The sequence below is a fragment of the Shewanella sp. SM55 genome, assembly GCF_025654025.1.
Classification (GTDB): Bacteria; Pseudomonadota; Gammaproteobacteria; order Enterobacterales; family Shewanellaceae; genus Shewanella; species Shewanella oncorhynchi.
This window is the reverse complement of record NZ_JAKKRS010000005.1, coordinates 32,706-50,139: the sequence shown is the minus strand read 5'-3', so window position 1 is coordinate 50,139 and position 17,434 is coordinate 32,706. Positions and strand designations below refer to the sequence as shown.

The 17,434-nt window shown below is 40.5% G+C and carries 15 protein-coding genes; 13 read left to right on the top strand and 2 right to left on the bottom strand.

All coding sequences use genetic code 11. The features are described 5' to 3' along the window. Window positions 1-46: 46 nt before the first annotated feature. Entirely contained in the window at window positions 47-1,270 is a 1,224-nt protein-coding gene (locus tag L5L91_RS08580; protein ID WP_263236116.1) for a site-specific integrase, read from the bottom strand. Further along, the gene (locus L5L91_RS08575; protein ID WP_076501618.1) at window positions 1,263-1,499 is read right to left on the bottom strand and encodes a hypothetical protein; all 237 of its coding nucleotides are present in this window, start codon (window positions 1,497-1,499) and stop codon (window positions 1,263-1,265) included. Before L5L91_RS08575 ends, L5L91_RS08580 begins: the two co-directional genes overlap by 8 nt. Window positions 1,500-1,619: 120 nt before the next feature. Here L5L91_RS08575 and L5L91_RS08570 point away from each other — a divergent pair, with 120 nt between their 5' ends. The 13 genes from L5L91_RS08570 (at window position 1,620) to L5L91_RS08510 (ending at window position 17,433) form a co-directional block, all read left to right on the top strand. Further along, window positions 1,620-1,844, top strand: a complete 225-nt coding sequence (locus L5L91_RS08570; RefSeq protein ID WP_259528191.1) for a helix-turn-helix domain-containing protein — start codon at window positions 1,620-1,622, stop codon at window positions 1,842-1,844. Between the two features lie 431 nt (window positions 1,845-2,275). After that, window positions 2,276-3,421 carry a sigma-54 dependent transcriptional regulator gene (locus L5L91_RS08565; RefSeq protein ID WP_317630167.1) on the top strand — a complete coding sequence of 382 codons (1,146 nt, stop codon included), beginning with the start codon at window positions 2,276-2,278 and terminating at the stop codon, window positions 3,419-3,421. A gap of 62 nt (window positions 3,422-3,483) precedes the next feature. After that, window positions 3,484-6,924: a DEAD/DEAH box helicase family protein gene (locus L5L91_RS08560; protein WP_263236113.1), complete on the top strand. Its 3,441-nt coding sequence runs from the start codon at window positions 3,484-3,486 to the stop codon at window positions 6,922-6,924. Window positions 6,925-7,010: 86 nt separating this feature from the next. Continuing rightward, window positions 7,011-8,600, top strand: a complete 1,590-nt coding sequence (locus L5L91_RS08555; RefSeq protein WP_263236112.1) for a class I SAM-dependent DNA methyltransferase — start codon at window positions 7,011-7,013, stop codon at window positions 8,598-8,600. Further along, the gene (locus L5L91_RS08550) at window positions 8,597-9,823 is read left to right on the top strand and encodes a restriction endonuclease subunit S (protein ID WP_263236110.1); all 1,227 of its coding nucleotides are present in this window, start codon (window positions 8,597-8,599) and stop codon (window positions 9,821-9,823) included. The genes L5L91_RS08555 and L5L91_RS08550 overlap by 4 nt, the downstream gene beginning before the upstream one ends. 36 nt (window positions 9,824-9,859) lie before the next feature. Continuing rightward, window positions 9,860-10,270 carry a hypothetical protein gene (locus L5L91_RS08545; protein ID WP_263236109.1) on the top strand — a complete coding sequence of 137 codons (411 nt, stop codon included), beginning with the start codon at window positions 9,860-9,862 and terminating at the stop codon, window positions 10,268-10,270. Window positions 10,271-10,343: 73 nt separating this feature from the next. After that, a complete protein-coding gene (locus L5L91_RS08540) occupies window positions 10,344-11,765 on the top strand; it encodes a zincin-like metallopeptidase domain-containing protein (RefSeq protein WP_263236108.1) in 1,422 nt (473 codons plus the stop codon). 15 nt (window positions 11,766-11,780) lie between these two features. Continuing rightward, window positions 11,781-12,386 carry an amino acid adenylation gene (locus tag L5L91_RS08535; protein ID WP_263204178.1) on the top strand — a complete coding sequence of 202 codons (606 nt, stop codon included), beginning with the start codon at window positions 11,781-11,783 and terminating at the stop codon, window positions 12,384-12,386. Between the two features lie 285 nt (window positions 12,387-12,671). Further along, on the top strand, window positions 12,672-12,839 hold the full coding sequence (locus L5L91_RS08530; protein ID WP_263236107.1) for a hypothetical protein: 168 nt from the start codon (window positions 12,672-12,674) through the stop codon (window positions 12,837-12,839). A 172-nt stretch (window positions 12,840-13,011) separates the two neighbouring features. Further along, complete coding sequence (locus tag L5L91_RS08525) at window positions 13,012-13,995, top strand: 5'-nucleotidase (RefSeq protein WP_263166151.1); 984 nt, start codon at window positions 13,012-13,014, stop codon at window positions 13,993-13,995. A 180-nt stretch (window positions 13,996-14,175) separates the two neighbouring features. Further along, entirely contained in the window at window positions 14,176-15,033 is an 858-nt protein-coding gene (locus L5L91_RS08520) for a GTPase (protein WP_263236106.1), read from the top strand. A gap of 3 nt (window positions 15,034-15,036) precedes the next feature. Further along, window positions 15,037-15,555, top strand: a complete 519-nt coding sequence (locus L5L91_RS08515; protein WP_263236105.1) for a hypothetical protein — start codon at window positions 15,037-15,039, stop codon at window positions 15,553-15,555. 24 nt (window positions 15,556-15,579) lie between these two features. Continuing rightward, complete coding sequence (locus L5L91_RS08510; RefSeq protein WP_263236104.1) at window positions 15,580-17,433, top strand: dynamin family protein; 1,854 nt, start codon at window positions 15,580-15,582, stop codon at window positions 17,431-17,433. Window position 17,434: the final 1 nt, after the last annotated feature.

Here is a 17,434-nt window from a genome sequence, read left to right as displayed (position 1 = left end):
TAGATGACCACTGATTTTAATGTCTTTAACCCATGCAAATATAACGTTATTCATAATGGGGATCTCCTGATGTAGCTAGCTGAATTTGTTTTACTAAGCGGTCGAAAGCACTGCCGTCCTGTCTTGTGATATTAGGTACATAACGGCTATACACCTCGAACAACATTTTGGTCGTGCTATGCCCCATTTGTTTGGCAATCCATTCTGGGCTCTCGCCAGCGGCTAACCATAAGGTTGCGCAGGTATGTCTCGTCTGATAAGGGCGACGACGTTTGAGGTTCAAAGCGGTTAACGCCGGATACCAGATCCGCTTGGTGACATTTCGATGATCGAGTGGCTTACCTTTAGAGTTACAAAAAACGTACGTCAATCTCCCTGTCAGGCTGAATTGACGCTTAAGCGCCTCAGTTACAGGTTGAGACAATTGAATACTGCGATAAGATGCCGATGTCTTGGGTGTTTCGACATTGCCATCAACCAGAGTCTCTTGAATTAATATCTCACCACGCTCTAAATTGACGTATTGCCATTTAAGACCATCGATCTCAGCAGTTCTCATCGCGGTAAAAAAACGCACCGTATAGTAGTCACGAAAATCTTCTCTAACGTTAGATAAAAACAGCTGTACATCTACTAATGAGAAAGGCTCTATAGGTGTTTTATCAATTTTTAACGGCTTAATATTGGTAAATGGCGTTGGAAACTCAAAACGAAGGGCCGCTTCGTTTAAGATCCCTCGCAGCGGAGTCATAACATGATTAATCCAGTCATTACTGAGTTTACCTTGCCTTCCTTTCCGTTTGGGTTCACTGATACTAGCCCGATATTTAATCAACTGTGGGCGGGTGATTTCGTCTAAACGAAAATGACCGAATTCAGGCATCAAGTAACGCTCAAATATCATAGCGACATTCTTGTAGTGACTGATTTTCCACTGTATCCGGTTCTCAGCCAGCCATTCAGCGGTAAATAAACTGAATGTGGGGATATTGCTGAGTAATGTTGCTCCACTGTATTTTTGTACTTCGACTAGATTGTTCTCGATAAGCACATCAGAATCGACAAAATGTGAGCATCGTGGACTTGATGGAAAATAATTCCTAAATACAAATCTATTTAATCTTATCTCGGCTTCCATTGTGTTAAGCATTCCCATTAGACGAGAACGGTTCAGCCGGTTATCGAGCAATGTGGTCTGTTCGCGACACCTAACGCCCTGATAGGTAAAATCAAATAACAATTTACCATTTCGTGCACGAATATTAGCCATGACATACACCTCCTCTAGCCATTGGAATGATGAATTTAGCAGGGGAGCTTGGTTTAAATAATTCCTTTTCAATTACTTCCCAGATGTAGAAAATTTTTCGACCACCGAATGGCTTTATGTAATGAACCCCTTCGATGAAAACATTATCTTTCAATGTATGGTTGATATAAGGCGCGCTAAACTTTATTCTTTGAGAAAGTTCTTTTGCATTGAGTAATGTTTGTGGCATAAACACCTCGAAATGTTCTTTAAGTTGATTAAATGTTCTTCTTGGGAACATTTAAGCGTGACAACGATGTTCTTACAAGGAACATTTCAATGTTTTTACGTATTTTAAGGATGGAATTGAGTGATTAGATTTAAAATCAAAGAGTTAATTGCTGAAAAAGAATTCAGAGAGCGAAGAAAAATCACACTTCAGGAAGTCGCAGATTCAGCTTGTGTTAATCGAACGGCCTTATCTAAGATGATGAACCCAAGCTACGAATACTCGACGACGACCAAAGCCATCGACTCTTTGTGTCACTATTTTGGTTGCAAAGTAGAGGATGTGATTGAGTACGTAGAAGATTAATAGCTGCGTTTCTTAGTAGTAAATAAAATTATTTGATGTAATATTATTTACAAACTAATGGATGAGTGACCACATTGAACATACTACTTACCTGGCTTGGTAATAAAGACCTTGAAAACATGCAGTCTGACAAGGGCGCCGCAATTGTAACCTTGGCAATAAAATCCAAAATTCCCTTCGATAAAATAGTCATTTTATCCAATAAAGATGAACAGCTGTGGCCACAATTTGAACGCTATTTAAAAAAACAACTGGCCATTAATCATCGTCCTTTTCACGATATTCAAGTCTTTAAAGCCCATATAAATAGCCCGATTGATTATCAGTCTATTGCAAAAACTAGCGAACATTGGATAGCAAAACTCAGTGATGAAGCGCAAACGCTTTCAATAAACCTCACATCCGGCACGCCAACCATGACCACTTTGTCAGTGCTTATAGGTAAAGGAAAGCCCAATACCCACTTTTTACAAACCACTCCAGATAATCAATTAATTGAGGTGGATATCCCCCTCGATTTTATTCATACCTATGTCAAATCTGCCGCTAAGAACATTGCCTCGAGTGCCAGTGCTTTATCCATGCACAGCACAGCGTTTACAGCTTTAACTGCCCAATCACCCGCCATGAAAGCCCTTATTGTTAAAGCTCAAAAAATTGCCGCCGCTGAAGTCCCTGCATTGATTTTAGGTGAAACGGGTACCGGAAAAGAATTAATGGCTCATGCCATCCATAAAGGAAGTTTAAGGGCTAATAAACCCATCAGAATCGTCAATTGTGGCGCTTTTGCGCAAAACTTGGCAGATTCTACATTATTTGGCCATAAAAAAGGGGCCTTTACGGGGGCGGACAAAGACTATGCAGGTCTATTTGAGCAAGCCGATGGCGGCACGCTTTTTCTCGATGAAGTAGGGGAGCTGCCTCTTGATATTCAAGTTAAATTGCTACGAGCCTTACAGCAAGGTGAGATTAATCGCCTTGGAGACAATAAACCCATTTATGTGGATGTGAGAATCATTGCGGCCACACATCAAGACCTACAACAACAGATCGCCGCTGGCCAGTTTAGAGAAGATCTGTTTTATCGACTCGCGGTCGGCATTATCCAAATGCCAGCACTAAGAGAGAGAAAGCAAGATATCCCAAAATTAGTCAATCAGCTCATTAGCCAAATTAATCACGTTGGGTCCAAACATCCTCAGTATCAAAGTAAGAATATTTGCGAAAAAGCAATAGAGTTTATTTCCAATCAAGCTTGGCCAGGTAATATTCGTGAGTTATGGAGCACATTAAATCGGGCCTGCTTATGGTCCGACTCAAGCATTATCACAGCTAACGATCTTGCAGATGCCTTGCTTGCATCACATAAACCACAACAAGCCACTGATATATCTATGTCTCTTCACGATAAAGTTGATATAGTTCAACTCACTGATGATATTCAAAAAAACTATATCAAAGCCGCGTTAAAGGCCAGTGGCAATGTAAAAAAGCAAGCCACGCAAATGTTGGGCTTAAAAGATCATCAAACGCTAACCAATTGGATGAAGCGTTTGCAGATTGACATAGAAAAATAACCATCGCGGCAGATTGGCATTGTTATTGCGAATGCAGTAGGGACATAAGGAAGCAACACGGAATGAAGCAATCAATGAATTTTGAGCATATTCAAACAAAATGGCCACAGCTCCATCAATTAGCAGCATTTGCTGAAGAGTATGCGATATCAGATCCACAAAGTGCATTGGTTAAACTTCGCTGTTTTGCTGAACAGGTTGTCGGCTATTTTTATAAAGAACTTCAATTACCTGCTTTTCCCAATTCAAATATCTATGACAAGCTCACATCGGATGATTTCACTAGCGTAGTCCCCAATTTAATTACCGATAAACTTCACGCAATACGCAAAAGCGGTAATCAAGCGGCACACGAAGGTCGAGTCGATCAACAACAAGCTATTTGGATTTTAAAAGAAAGCTATTATGTTGCCTGTTATCTATTTATGGCTTACGGAAATGGGAAACAAGCTGATTGCCCAGAATTTACTGCGCCAGAACAAAAGCAGCCCTTAAATCAAGGTGATGCTGAATTTACTAAAAAAAATAAACAACTAGCACTACAGCTGAGCCAAAATGAAGCTCGGCTCAAAAAAGCGTTAGAAGAATTAGAGGCGTCTCAACAAGCACAAAAACAAGCCCAACAAGAAGCCGAAAGACTCAAGCAAACGATAAATGAAGCAAAAGTCGGTGAAATTAAGGCGCTTAACAAACTTATCACTGCAAGTTTTAACTTTAGCGAAGCAGAAACTCGTGCGCGGATCATTGACATGGATCTACGGGCTGCTGGTTGGCAGGTGTCTCTTGATGAAACGAGCACAGATGAAGTAGGTAAAGAAGTACAGGTAACTGATCAGCCTACCAGTACAGGCATAGGTTATGTAGATTATGTGCTTTGGGACGATGACGGAAAACCACTCGCAGTAATAGAAGCGAAGCGGACTCGTGAATCTGTCGAAAAAGGCAGGCAACAAGCTAAGCTTTATGCCGATGCTCTCCACAAACAGTACAATCAACGACCGGTTATATTTTACTCTAACGGTTACTACATCCGTATATTAGACGATGTCCAAGGCTATAACAGTCGTAAACTTTACGGCTATTACTCTAAAGACTCGCTGCAATATCTAATTAAACAGAGAGGCCTTAAAAAAGATTTAAATCAAACACCAATCGATACCAATGTCGCAGGCCGTTTGTATCAAATGGAAACAATCACTCGTGTATGTGAACGTTTCGCCGATAAACATCGCAAATCTCTTATCGTACAAGCAACTGGCACAGGAAAAACGCGTGTATCTATTGCGCTGGCTAAACGGCTACTCGATGCAGGCTGGGCCAAACGCGTACTGTTTTTATGTGACCGTAAAGAGTTACGTAAACAGGCGGGTAATGCCTTTAATGAGTTTACCAATGAGCCACTATACATCGTAGGTAAAACCAAAAAAGAGTTAGCGACAAATTCAAGGGTATTCATTGCTACTTACCCTGGCATGATGAGTATTTATCAAAAATATGATGTGGGTTATTTTGATTTAATTGTCGCTGATGAATCACACCGTTCTATCTATAATATTTATGGTGATATTTTTAAATACTTTGATGCACTAGAGGTCGGCTTAACCGCCACACCTGTTGAAATGGTATCGCGCTCAACGTGCCAGTTATTCGGTTGTGATTTCAAATTGCCTACGGCTAATTACCCATTAGAAAAGGCGATTGAAGAAGGTAACTTAGTACCTTATAAAATTGTTAGTTTAACCACTAAGTTTTTACGCGAAGGTATCAAAAAAGATAACCTCACAGATGAACAAATTGCACAATTAGAAGATCAAGGCATTGACCCTAACGAGTTAAACTTTGACGCCAAACAAGTCGATGAAGCGGTAAAAAATAAAGACACCAATCGCGTTATTTTACGTAATCTAATGGAAAAGGGCCTGCGTGATAGTGACGGTCAACTACCTGGTAAAACCATAGTATTTGCCCGCAACATTGCTCATGCTGAACTCCTGTCGCAGCTGTTTGGCGAAATGTATCCTCAATTAGGCAGTAACTTTTGTCGCGTTATCCATTCAAAATATGAACGGGCAGAAGAGTTAATTGATGACTTTAAATCAAATGAAGTAAACAGTGCCCGCATTGCTATCTCAGTAGATATGCTCGACACCGGAATTGACGTTCCAGAATGCGTCAATCTTGTATTTGCCAAACCCATTAAGTCAAAAGTCAAATTTTGGCAGATGATTGGTCGTGGCACACGCCTATGCAAAGATCTCTATGGAAAAGGCAAAGATAAAACCCACTTCTTAATTTTTGACCACTGGGAAAACTTCAACTACTTCGATATGGACCCAAGCGAAGAAGACGTAAAACAGGCTAAATCTCTTACTCAAAAACTGTTTGAAAGCCGTCTGTTACTGGCTGAAACCGCGCTTAAAAAGGCAGACATAACGACCTTTGATACCGTGATAAAGCTTATCCATCAAGATATTAAAGCACTTGATATGAACACTATTGCGGTGCGCGATAACTGGCTAGTGGTTGAATCCTGTAAAGATGAAAAAACGCTTAACCAATTTGCCCCACAAACAAAAGCCAATTTGTTTGAGCATATTGCACCACTAATGCAATGGCGTAACATTATGGGGCAATCTGAAGCCTATAAATTGGATAATGAAATTGCCACCATTCAAACGCTAATGTTTACCGATCCCAATCAAATAGATCTTGTTAAGCAAGGTTTAATGGGCAAGGTCGAGTCATTACAAATGCACCTAAATGAAGTGCGTGCAAAAGCGAAAGATATTGCCAACATTCAAACCAGTGCATTCTGGGACTTGTTAACCTTTGATGCATTAGAACAAAGCCGTTTAGCATTGCGCAGTATCATTCATTTACGCGACAAATCTGCTCAACCTCCAACAGTTGATTATGTCATTGACGTAAAAGAAGAGGTTAGTGAAATACGCGAATCAACACGACCAACAAAAATTGTCTCTATTGATTATCAAATATTTCGTCAAGAGGTGGAAAAAACACTTTCGCCATTGTTTGCAACGGACCAAGTACTGCAGAAAATACGTAAAGGCGAACCGGTAACAGCAGATGATTTAGCCAAACTAAACTCCCTTGTGCATACCCAAAATCCAAGCGTAGACTTAAATACCCTTAAAGAGTTTTTCCCGGAATCTACTGCCACATTAGACAAAATATTACGCACCATAGTGGGTATGGATAAACAAGACATAGAAGCAAAGTTCACCGTGTTTGTTCAACAAACCCACACTTATATGAATTCCAAGCAGCAACGCTTTATTGGCATGTTACAAAACCATATAATTCGTTATGGGTCGATACAAATATCACAGCTTTATGATGCACCTTTTACCCAAGTTCATGATATGGGATTAGATGGGGTATTTAGCGAGCAGCAAGCCGATGTGATTCAAGATTTTATTGCTCAATTTGATGTTCAATTAGGTCAAAAGACACAAACAATAGAACAAGTCATCACACAATAAATTCGAATTTCATTTTAACTTTATTTTTTCATTAAAACTTATGACGTTTTAGCGTCCTAATCTGTTTTATACACAAAGAGTACACCATGATCACAGGTCAACTAAAAAGCAAAATCGACAAGCTATGGGAAGAATTTTGGACCGGAGGCATTACCAATCCGCTAACGGTTATCGAGCAAATTACCTTTTTAATGTATGCCCGCATGCTCGACATGAACGAACAAGTTGACGAAAAACGAAGTGCACGAACTGGCCAAGCGTTTAACCGTCGTTTCAATGATGCGCAGCAACACCTACGTTGGCAAAATATCCGTCATTTAGGTGCAGAGCAGCTATACAAAACAGTTAAAGATGAACTCTTCCCGTATTTTGGTTCAAGCTCTGCGGCATCAGTAAAAGAGGGTAACGAAGGTTCGTTATTTTCTGAGTTTATGAAAGATGCCCAGTTAATGATCCAAAAACAAAGCTTATTGGTAAAAGCGGTTGAAATGGTTAATGACTTGCCACTTGATAACAGCGATACCAAAGGTGATTTGTACGAGTATTTGCTCAGCAAACTCACCACCGCCGGCATTAACGGCCAGTTTAGAACGCCGCGCCATATTATTCGCGCCATGGTAGAAATGCTAGACCCAAGCACAACCAGCCGTATTTGTGACCCAGCGAGTGGTACCGGTGGCTTTTTATCCATTTCTTACGAATACCTGCTCGAAAAATACACCTCAAAAGACTGTATAGAACGTGAACCATTATTTGATGAAGACGGTAAACCGCTTCTAGACAATCAAGGCCAGCAGCTTGAAAATGTACTATTTTCTGGTGATTTAATTGACCGACAAGCACGCCAACACATAGACACAGACATGTTTCACGGCTTTGATTTTGATGCCACCATGCTTCGGGTTGCTGCAATGAACCTAGTGATGCACGGCATTAAACAACCTGACGTGCATTATCAAGACACCCTAAGCCAACGTTTTAGTGAAAACTTTCCACTGGATTCAAAAGAAGGCTTCGATATCATTCTTGCTAACCCGCCATTTAAAGGCAGTTTAGATGAAGAAGATGTTTGCCCTGAGCTGTTACGAAAAGTCAAAACTAAAAAAACCGAACTGCTGTTTGTTGCCTTAATCGAGCGCATGTTAAAAATTGGCGGTCAATCTGCCACCATCGTGCCAGACGGTGTGTTATTTGGCTCATCCAATGCCCACCAGCAGTTGCGCCAATTATTAGTCGAAAGTAACCAGCTTGAAGCGGTCATTTCATTACCAAGTGGGGTATTTAAACCCTACGCAGGCGTGTCTACCGCTATCCTGATTTTCACCAAAGGCGGCAGCACAGATTATGTGTGGTTTTATGATGTCCAAGCCGATGGTTTCTCACTAGACGACAAACGCACCCCAATCAAAGCTAACGACTTACCCAGCTTAGTCGCTGAATATAAAGCCCGTGATAAATCAGCCGCTGAAACAAAAGCCAACGATCTCACTCAAAAAGCCTTTTGGGTCAGCAAAGCCGACATTGTCACTAAAAAATACGATTTATCCATCAACCGCTATAAAGAAGTGGTACACACTGCTGCAGTCTATGATGAGCCAAAAGCCATCCTAGCCCAGCTTAAAGCCCTAGAAAACGATATTCTAAAAGACTTGAATGAGCTGGAGGCAATGCTGTGATTAAGCTAGGATCTGATGAGTCTTTACCAAATGGATGGCAGTGGGTTGAGGCATATTCAGTTATGGACGTTAGAGATGGAACTCATGACTCACCTAAAAGTGTTGAGAATGGCATCCCACTCGTTACTTCTAAAAATCTTATCGGTGGGAAAATCGACTTTTCAACATGTAATATGATTTCTGAGGACGACCATGTTGCAATTTCAAAGCGTTCAGCTGTTGATGATGGCGATATTTTGTACGCTATGATTGGAACTATCGGAAATCCTGTTATTGTTGAAAAGCAGTTTGAATTTTCGATTAAGAATGTCGCGTTGTTCAAATTTACTAAAAGCAGCCAAGTTTATAATCGATATATTTATCATTTTTTAAATAGTGATTTAGCTACAAGGCAGTTTGAGAGTAACTCCCGTGGCGGAACTCAAAAGTTTGTCTCTTTGGGAAATATTCGTGGTTTGCAAATCCCACTCCCACCAATAGCTGAGCAAAAACGCATTGCCGCGATTTTAGATAAAGCTGACGCCATCCGCCGCAAACGTAAGCAAGCCATCCAACTTGCCGACGACTTCCTCCGCAGCGTCTTCCTAGACATGTTCGGCGACCCTATTGCTAATAATAAAAATTGGAATGTTGTTAATTTAGGGAAGTTAGCCCCAAATAAGGGAGATATGGTGGATGGACCATTTGGGTCTAGTGTGAACACTAAAACAGATTATATCGATGATGGTGAAATACCAGTTATAAGAACTAAAAATGTATCGCTTGAAGGTGAATTTGTCTGTAACGATTTAAAATTCATGACAAGGGAAAAGTTCTTAACTATTCACCGAAGTCATGTAACTCCAGGAGATATTGTTTTAACTAAAGTTGGAACAATAGGTAACGTTTGTATCTTTCCTGAAAAGTATAAAGAAGCTGTTCTTTCTACTACTGGTAGTTGCCGAATAAGGATTGATGAGCTGATGATAAATAAAGATTACTTGTTTTTCTTTTTAAAGTATTACCGTCCTAAAATGCATGAAATTGCTTCAGCGGGTGTTCAGCCATTCTTAAATATGAAGCATATAAAAGGCTTTGAAGTTCCTATGCCTTCAATGGAATTGCAAAGTAAATTTTCTACTTTAGTAAAACAAGTGACTGTATCAAAAGCTAAGTTAAAAGAAGCATCAGAATCTCAATTATTCAACTCACTAAGCCAAAAAGCCTTCGCTGGCGAGCTATAACCCTATTGTATAAAAATGAAGAACAAGGATGTCAATATGTCAGACAGTGCAGTTTTTGAAATTATGGCTCAATTTCAGCTGGTGATAACGCATGAATTTACATCAGAGGATTTAGCTGATGCTGAAGGTGATATACCTACCATGCACGAAAATTTTGAAAATGAAGTTCAAATGGAATTTTCACAGTGGGATGTTGATATACAGCTTGATAATGATGTAAAGATCACCGCAGAACATCAAATTGGCTTCTCTGGTTATTTGAAACGCTGCTATAAATTTGAAGCAGAAGAGTTTGATAATGATGAGCTTATAGATGGTTGTTTTGAAACGCAGTTAAATGATATGAAGCTAGAAGTGATTAACTGTTGCGATATGAGTTTGTATGAAATAACACTTATATCATACAGCTGGGCAGGGGATGAATTTGTTGAAACCATTTTAAATTAAAGAACGATATAACTGGCTCGCTAATCAGTAAACAAGTAATGATGTTTGAATAATAAAACGGAATTTTAACAGTATGGTTAATCTTACAGAATTTAGACAGAATTTTTTCATACAACAAGAGTATGCATTAATAACAGGGTGTACAATTCAAAGCCTCTTAACTCGAAGTGCTGAATTACATGGTAATACTCGGTTCAATTCTTTCTTGTATAAAACACAATCGACCTCTAATCCAATTAATTGGTTAGATGAAAATCAATGTTTAAACTCCAGTATCAATGGTTTAAGGCAAGCATCACAAGAGATTTCTAGCTTAGAAATATGGCTCGGATTGCCTTATTCAGAGATATTAAGCGCGCTAGCGTATAAACATAATACTTCTAGCCTAGAACAATTATTTAACGGTTCGCATAATGAAGAGTGGGCTAATGTCACCAAAGGTGATGTAAAGTCTTTATTAGAAGAGTTTGATTGGTGGTGTGATTTTTTAAATACTTTAGATATACACGAACACGATTTTGAGTCAGCTCAAGACTTGTTGGTTTTTCTTGAACAACCATTATTTAAACAACTAAAACGCTTAGTTGATATTGTTCAAATTACAACATCTAATTGGGAATTAGACGCCGATGTGTTTGAAAATATTAATCGAGGTCTCAGAAAAAAGAACAAAGATTTTTTGCCAGAATGGCTCATTACGGTTAATGCAAGTGCTCATTACAACGCTAAAAGTCACCGTGAATATAAATCGCTGCACTCCTGGTTTTTTCTCTCAATAATGGCCCATGTGTATGGCTACAACAGCAATTTATGGGCTACAAAGTCTCAATGGGAAAAACTTGGTTATGAATTAAAGCAAGAAGCAAAAATAGCACCTGTATTTCATTACTTTAAAGTAGGGAATGTAGATGAGCTCGGTAGCTTTGACAGTGAGGATAAGCAATTAACTGAAAGTAGTTTTGGTCGAAAAATTTCCATAGTATATAACGCAGATGAAGTTATAGGTTATACCGGTAAAAGTTTTGCTGACGCTAAGGTAAAAGACTTAGCCGTATTAACCCGACGTATTGAAGAGTTATCCATTAATATCGAATATTCAAAAGTAGATGGTACTGCTGCTTATCATTATGAGTCGGATCTTATTAAAATGCCTCATAAAGCGTTGTTTAAAGCTAAAGATAGTACTAAAGCTTATTACGCAACCTTACTACATGAGATGGTACATTGGACTGGCCATGCAACACGTTGTAATCGTGAGTTCGGGTGTTTTGGCGACAATAAGTATGCTTTTGAAGAATTAATCGCCGAAATAGGGTCTTCCTTCTTGTGTGCTCGTTTTGGTATTACTAAAAAGGTTAGGGCATCCTCTATTCAATATATTGCACACTGGCTTGAGCAACTAGATGATAAAGAATGGATGAATCATGTAGACAAAAGTGCGACCTTTGCGAACCGAGCCAGTAATTTTATTTATGTTCCTAAAAGAGACGATTAATAGAATTAACCACATATGAAATTATTACTCTCTACCACAAACGCCCTTAATAAATGGTTAAAGGCTGATTTACCGCGCTTACCTGCACAAGAGGGCCAAAGAGTAGGGGTTCATGGGTTAGTGTCAGATGAACAAGTGTTTTGCTGGCAACTGCATATTATCGATAATGCCTATAAATCAGGCTATAAAACCATTATTGCCTGTGAAGCCAACAGCCGTTTTACGATGTTTATTCCTGTAACGGGCATTTTGTCACTTGAAGAACTCACAAAGCGCCTATTAATGGAATGGCAATATGCGCTTGCCGAAACCCTGCAACAACTGCGTGCTATGCCCAATAGCGACACTGCGGTGTTTTTAAGTGATTTGTCTGAAGTTACATTTGAAACTAACAGGGTAAAAAATACCGACATCAGCATTAGCGGTCATATTAGCGATGCCAGTATTTGGATAACCCAAACAATCGCAGAGCAAGGGCTTGATGACCTGCCCAGTGAAATAAATACGGATTTATCGATTCATTTAAATACCCAAATGAAACGTACAAAAAATGAAAGGAAGAAGTTTATGCCGATAGTAAAGGTGATGGATTACTGCCAGGGCATATTGATGGAACCGTAACCATTACCAACAAAGCCTGTTTTAGCGTCAGCGACTAATTACGGCTTCAGAGAGTTCGGCTGAAAGTAGTACTCTTGCTGGTGACAATATAGTGCAATTGAGTGATTACAGAAAGTAATAATAATTACCAATTGTTAAGATTGATTACCTAGTTTAATTGGTGTGATTAAACAAATCTGTCGCAAGAAATTGAAATATAAGTGTTTAAATAACTTATAGCTGTTGGCGTGATTGTGGCGCAGTTCTGGCATTAGTCGTCATACATTTATTGAAAAGGTATGAGCAATGTCCAAGCTATTGTTACTGTTAGCCCTGTTAATGGTGATTTTGATCATCAGCGCCATCGCCTTACTAGTATACCTTGTCAAAGGCGACACCTATGAAGTGCCTGTTAGTAAAAACATAGCAAGCCAGGATACCGAGCTTGACCAGCAAAAACAGTTAAAGGATTAATATGACTAGCTTAGGAATAGTATTAAACAAAGGTAACAAGCCGAATTCCATTAAATGGATATGCTGTGTATTCAGCAGTATTTTTTATGATTATTTAACTTTTCTATCAAAAAAAATTGAGTTCAGCAAAGCTTCATGCTTGAATACAAGCCACTGAAACAAGGATGTTTTTATGCCACTAGATCTCTCTAATACATTAGTCGTTGGTATTTCAGCCACGGCCTTATTCGATATGGCTGAATCTGACCAAATTTTCAGAAAAACCTTTGAATCAGATCCTGATACTGCCATAGAAAAATACCGCGAGTTTATGCTGGCACACGAAGATGAGCCGCTAAAACCTGGGACCGGTTACCCTCTGATCAAAGCTTTACTTGGCCTTAATCAATATCAGCAGGGCAATAGCCCTCTTGTTGAAGTTGTGGTGATGTCACAAAACAGCCCAGATACCGGTCTTCGGGTGCTTAATACTATTCGCCACGACAAGCTCAACATTACCCGTTCAGCCTTTACAGCGGGCGAAACCGTAGCCGATTATCTCGATGCCTTTGATGTGGACCTGTTTCTCACCACCAATGTTAAAGATGCTCAGCAGGTGATTGATTCCAAGAACTGCGCCGCGGCAATATTAAAAGCGCCGCCAACGGATGCACCTGAAATACCCGAGGGTCAAGTCCGCATCGCCTTCGATGGTGATGCCGTATTGTTTTCCGATGAAAGTGAATTGGTTTACAAAACCCAAGGTATGGAAGCCTTTCATGCTCAAGAAGACGCAAAACAAAATATCCCAATGGCAGAGGGACCTTACGCCAGTTTATTGCATAAGTTGTCTCGCTTGCAGGATAGATTACCCATTCGCGTTGAATACTCACCGATCCGCATTGCATTAGTCACTGCTCGTAATAGCCCTTCGGAGATGCGAGTAATTAAAACCTTAAGGCATTGGGGCGTGTATGTTGATGAGGCTTTTTTCTTAGGAGGAGTAGAGAAGACTAAAGTGTTAAAAGCCTTTCGGCCTCACATCTTCTTCGATGATCAGGACGTGCACCTTGATGCTGCTGCTAATTTAGTTCCTTCCGGAAAAGTCCCTTATCTTAGTGATTCAGCATTGTCTGAAAAGTTAGCAAGTGATCTCATGTCAAAACACAGGGAGTAATTAATAATGGTTATGCCACTTGGAAATATGGCTTGGCAGTGTGAGAACTGCGGTTGGAAATTGAAAGCGCTGTGCAGTTAGCACAATGCTGTTTTAAGGGCTCTAGCAATGGTCTAAATACGATTGTCTACATACCAAAGCTAGATTGTAAATATTCGGACAACCTAACAAGGAACACGTATGACGGCTAAGGATTCGATGGCCTCAGCAGATTTAGATGTATTGCTGAAACAGGCATCAGATATATTGGCGAGGAAGCAGGGCAAGGATAAACCTGTTATCGCCGTTTGGGGAATGATGAATGTAGGTAAAAGCTATTTGCTGAACATGCTCACTCACCACTATAACGCAGAGTATTTTCCAACTAATGATGTCCGAGAGACCGCCGAACTAAGGCTGTTTGAGGGAGAGTCTTATATTTTCCTCGATACACCAGGTTTGGATGCTCATGACGCTGATGATCAAGTTGCGATGGATGGCGCCGCAAAAGCAGACGTGGTGTTATTTGTGCACCAGCCTCAAGGAGAACTCGAGAAAATTGAACTCGATTTTCTTAAGCAGTTGAAAGAATCATTTGGCGTTTATGCTGAGAAAAATATCGTCCTTGTCATCAGTAAAGCTGATGCAGAAAGCTTAGATAAGATTGAACAGATTGAGCAAAAAGTGCTTGAGCAATGTCATCTTCATTTGGGTTTTGCACCTGAAAGTTTTCTCATTTCAGGAACTCGTTTTCACAAGGGGATTCAACAGCATAAGGATGGCTTAGTGAAAGCAAGTCATTTACAAGAATTGAAGCAGCATATTGAAACTTTGGGGATTGATGTACGGGCTGTTCGTGAAGAAAGAATACGTCATGCACAGAATACATTGTTATTGGATATCTCGGCTGCTGAAGAAGCGCTCAATGATGAAAAACTGCAATTAGAAGATGATTTGTATTGGAATTTTGCCCGCTTTAACGACGCCATGCTCTCGTTAGATCTCAGCATGACTTTGAAAAAAACCGAATACCTGAATGAAAGATTACGGGGAGAGTAAAATATGGCGTTACCTTGGTTGATTGGTGCGGCAGTAGTTGCACTTGGAGCGGCTGCGGTCTCTGCTTTCAGTGATGATAGTGACTCTGGGAGTGGCGGAAATGGTGACGAAGAGCGTCGTCGTAGAGAACGGGCAGAGCAGGAACGCAAGGCGCGTGCCCACAAAGAAAAACTGGAGAGCATGAAAGAGGCGTTTGTCCAAGAAGGCATGCAGAGAGCAAATGATCTGCAACAAAGTTTAGAGGGTCAAATAAAAGTGATCTTGCTTGGCGATAAACCATTTAAAGCTATTTTGGATAATGATGAAGACTTTTCCGATCTAGTTAGTCCAACCTACGTGGAGGTTTATGACCTTCAGTTTTTACCTCAAGAAACACAGGGCTACTTAGTTAAATTGGAGTCTTTGTATCATGTGAAACTTGAGCCGGAAGAGGAATTAATGAAGGTTCCAGTCAGACTAAAAGAAATAGACCACAAACTTGCTCAATTAAAAGCGTTGCGCGAAAGCTTTAAGTCTCTTTAAATGGATTAAAAGGATAGATAAAGGATGTCAGACCTTATTTTACGTGAACAGCTATTGACGTCATTTCAGACGTTGAAAAGTGATTTTATGGCATCATTAGACGATGCCAAAAAGCTGGATAGCGAGTTTCAAAAGGCTCAAAAAACTTTTGCGGTGCGTATGGAATCGCATATCAAACAAGCAAAGAAACGTTTACCAGAGGAAAATCCGCTCAGTCGTCAAATTGATGGTATTTTGTCTGCGATCAGTGATACAGACAAAGCGTGGCAGGCTAATTTGGCTTCACATAATAAAGGATTGAGTTTTCGTCAGAACTTCCAGGATTCTCTGTTGGTATTTGTATTTGGTAAGGTCAAATCAGGCAAGAGCTCGCTGGGTAACTATATAGCATGGGGCCATACAGATCCTTCGGAAAATTTAAAATCTAGTGTCAAAAAATCATTGCAGCCTGAGTATTTTACTGCTGCCAATACCAACGTTGCAAACGGTGATGCTGATGATGAAGCGAAGCATCGTAAAGAGTTTCGCGTGGGAGCGACGGAAGCAACTAGCTCAATTCAAGGTTTTCGTCTACCGGGTTTAACTTGGGTGGATTCACCAGGGTTGCATTCCGTGACTGATAGTAACGGTAAATTGGCGCAAGAGTATGTGGCTCACGCAGATTTAATTCTCTATATCATGAGTTCAGCCGCACCAGGTCGTGCCAGCGATTTAAAAGAAATCAAAGAGCTCAAAAGCAAGGGAAAGGAAACGCTTATTCTGCTTACCGGAAGTGATATCAATGAAGAGGATTGGGACGATGAACTGGGGAAGCCAGTTATTACCGGAGTTCAAATGAAGCCGAAAGAAACGCGGCAGCTGCAGCGAGAGTATATCGCCAAAGGATTAGACGGCATTGACAGTAACGATATTCTTTCTAACTCCGCCCGTTACGCTCAAGAGCACTTTACCGATCCTAAGGAGATGCAAAACAGCGGCATGGTTGAACTATTTAGCCGATTGCACAGCATTTCTCAAAACCAAGGCGTGCAGATAAAGCGCGCCGTTCCAATGACGAATTTCAGTAATTTCTTAGACAAGTGCCGAAAGGAATTACTGCCCTATACAAAATTGACAAATGAACTAGATGCACAGATTGCGCATTTGGAGAGCTCTGTGCCAAAGGTTATGGCGAGATACACTCGAGAGGCGCAGAAAGAGATGTATGCAATCATCGATGATACATTTAACACATTAGAGAATTATCGTGATGATGATGAGCAGATGAATAAAGAGTTGAGAAGCGCACGTCGAAGTTGGGATGCTAAGCTTCAGCAAATCATAGGCCACGCTTTAGAAAGTGGATTAGCGGAGATCTCCAACGAGTTGAAACATGCTGCGGATAAAACTTGGTATTCAGCGTCACTGGAATTGCCGAATTTCTCAATAGAAAAAGTCACTGAGCAGATCTCTGCAGGCTATCAGGCTGGCACAAAAAAGCGTAATAGCGGCTGGGGTGGATTGGGCGGCTTAGTTGCTGGCGGAGTCGCGGGCTTTATGCTAGGTGGTCCAGCGGGCGCAGCTTTGGGGGCGTCATTGGCAAGTGGTGCTGGTAGTATGGCTGGTAGCGCATTTGGTAGTGATGCCAAATTAAAGACGAAAACGATAGAGTTAAATGTCGGCGATAACCTAGAGTCACTGAAAAAAGAGATACGCGATAACTATGCGAGAGTTGTAAAGACTGTGATCGAGGATGAATCTAAAAAAGTGCTTACAAATACATTGGCTGAAATGAGGACGGTGACACTACTGGTTGCCACCGAACTACGCGAAGTGAATGAGCGGGTCGAAGCGCTGAAGGCCCTATCGCTGCAAAAAATCATAAAAAATGGAGTTTAAG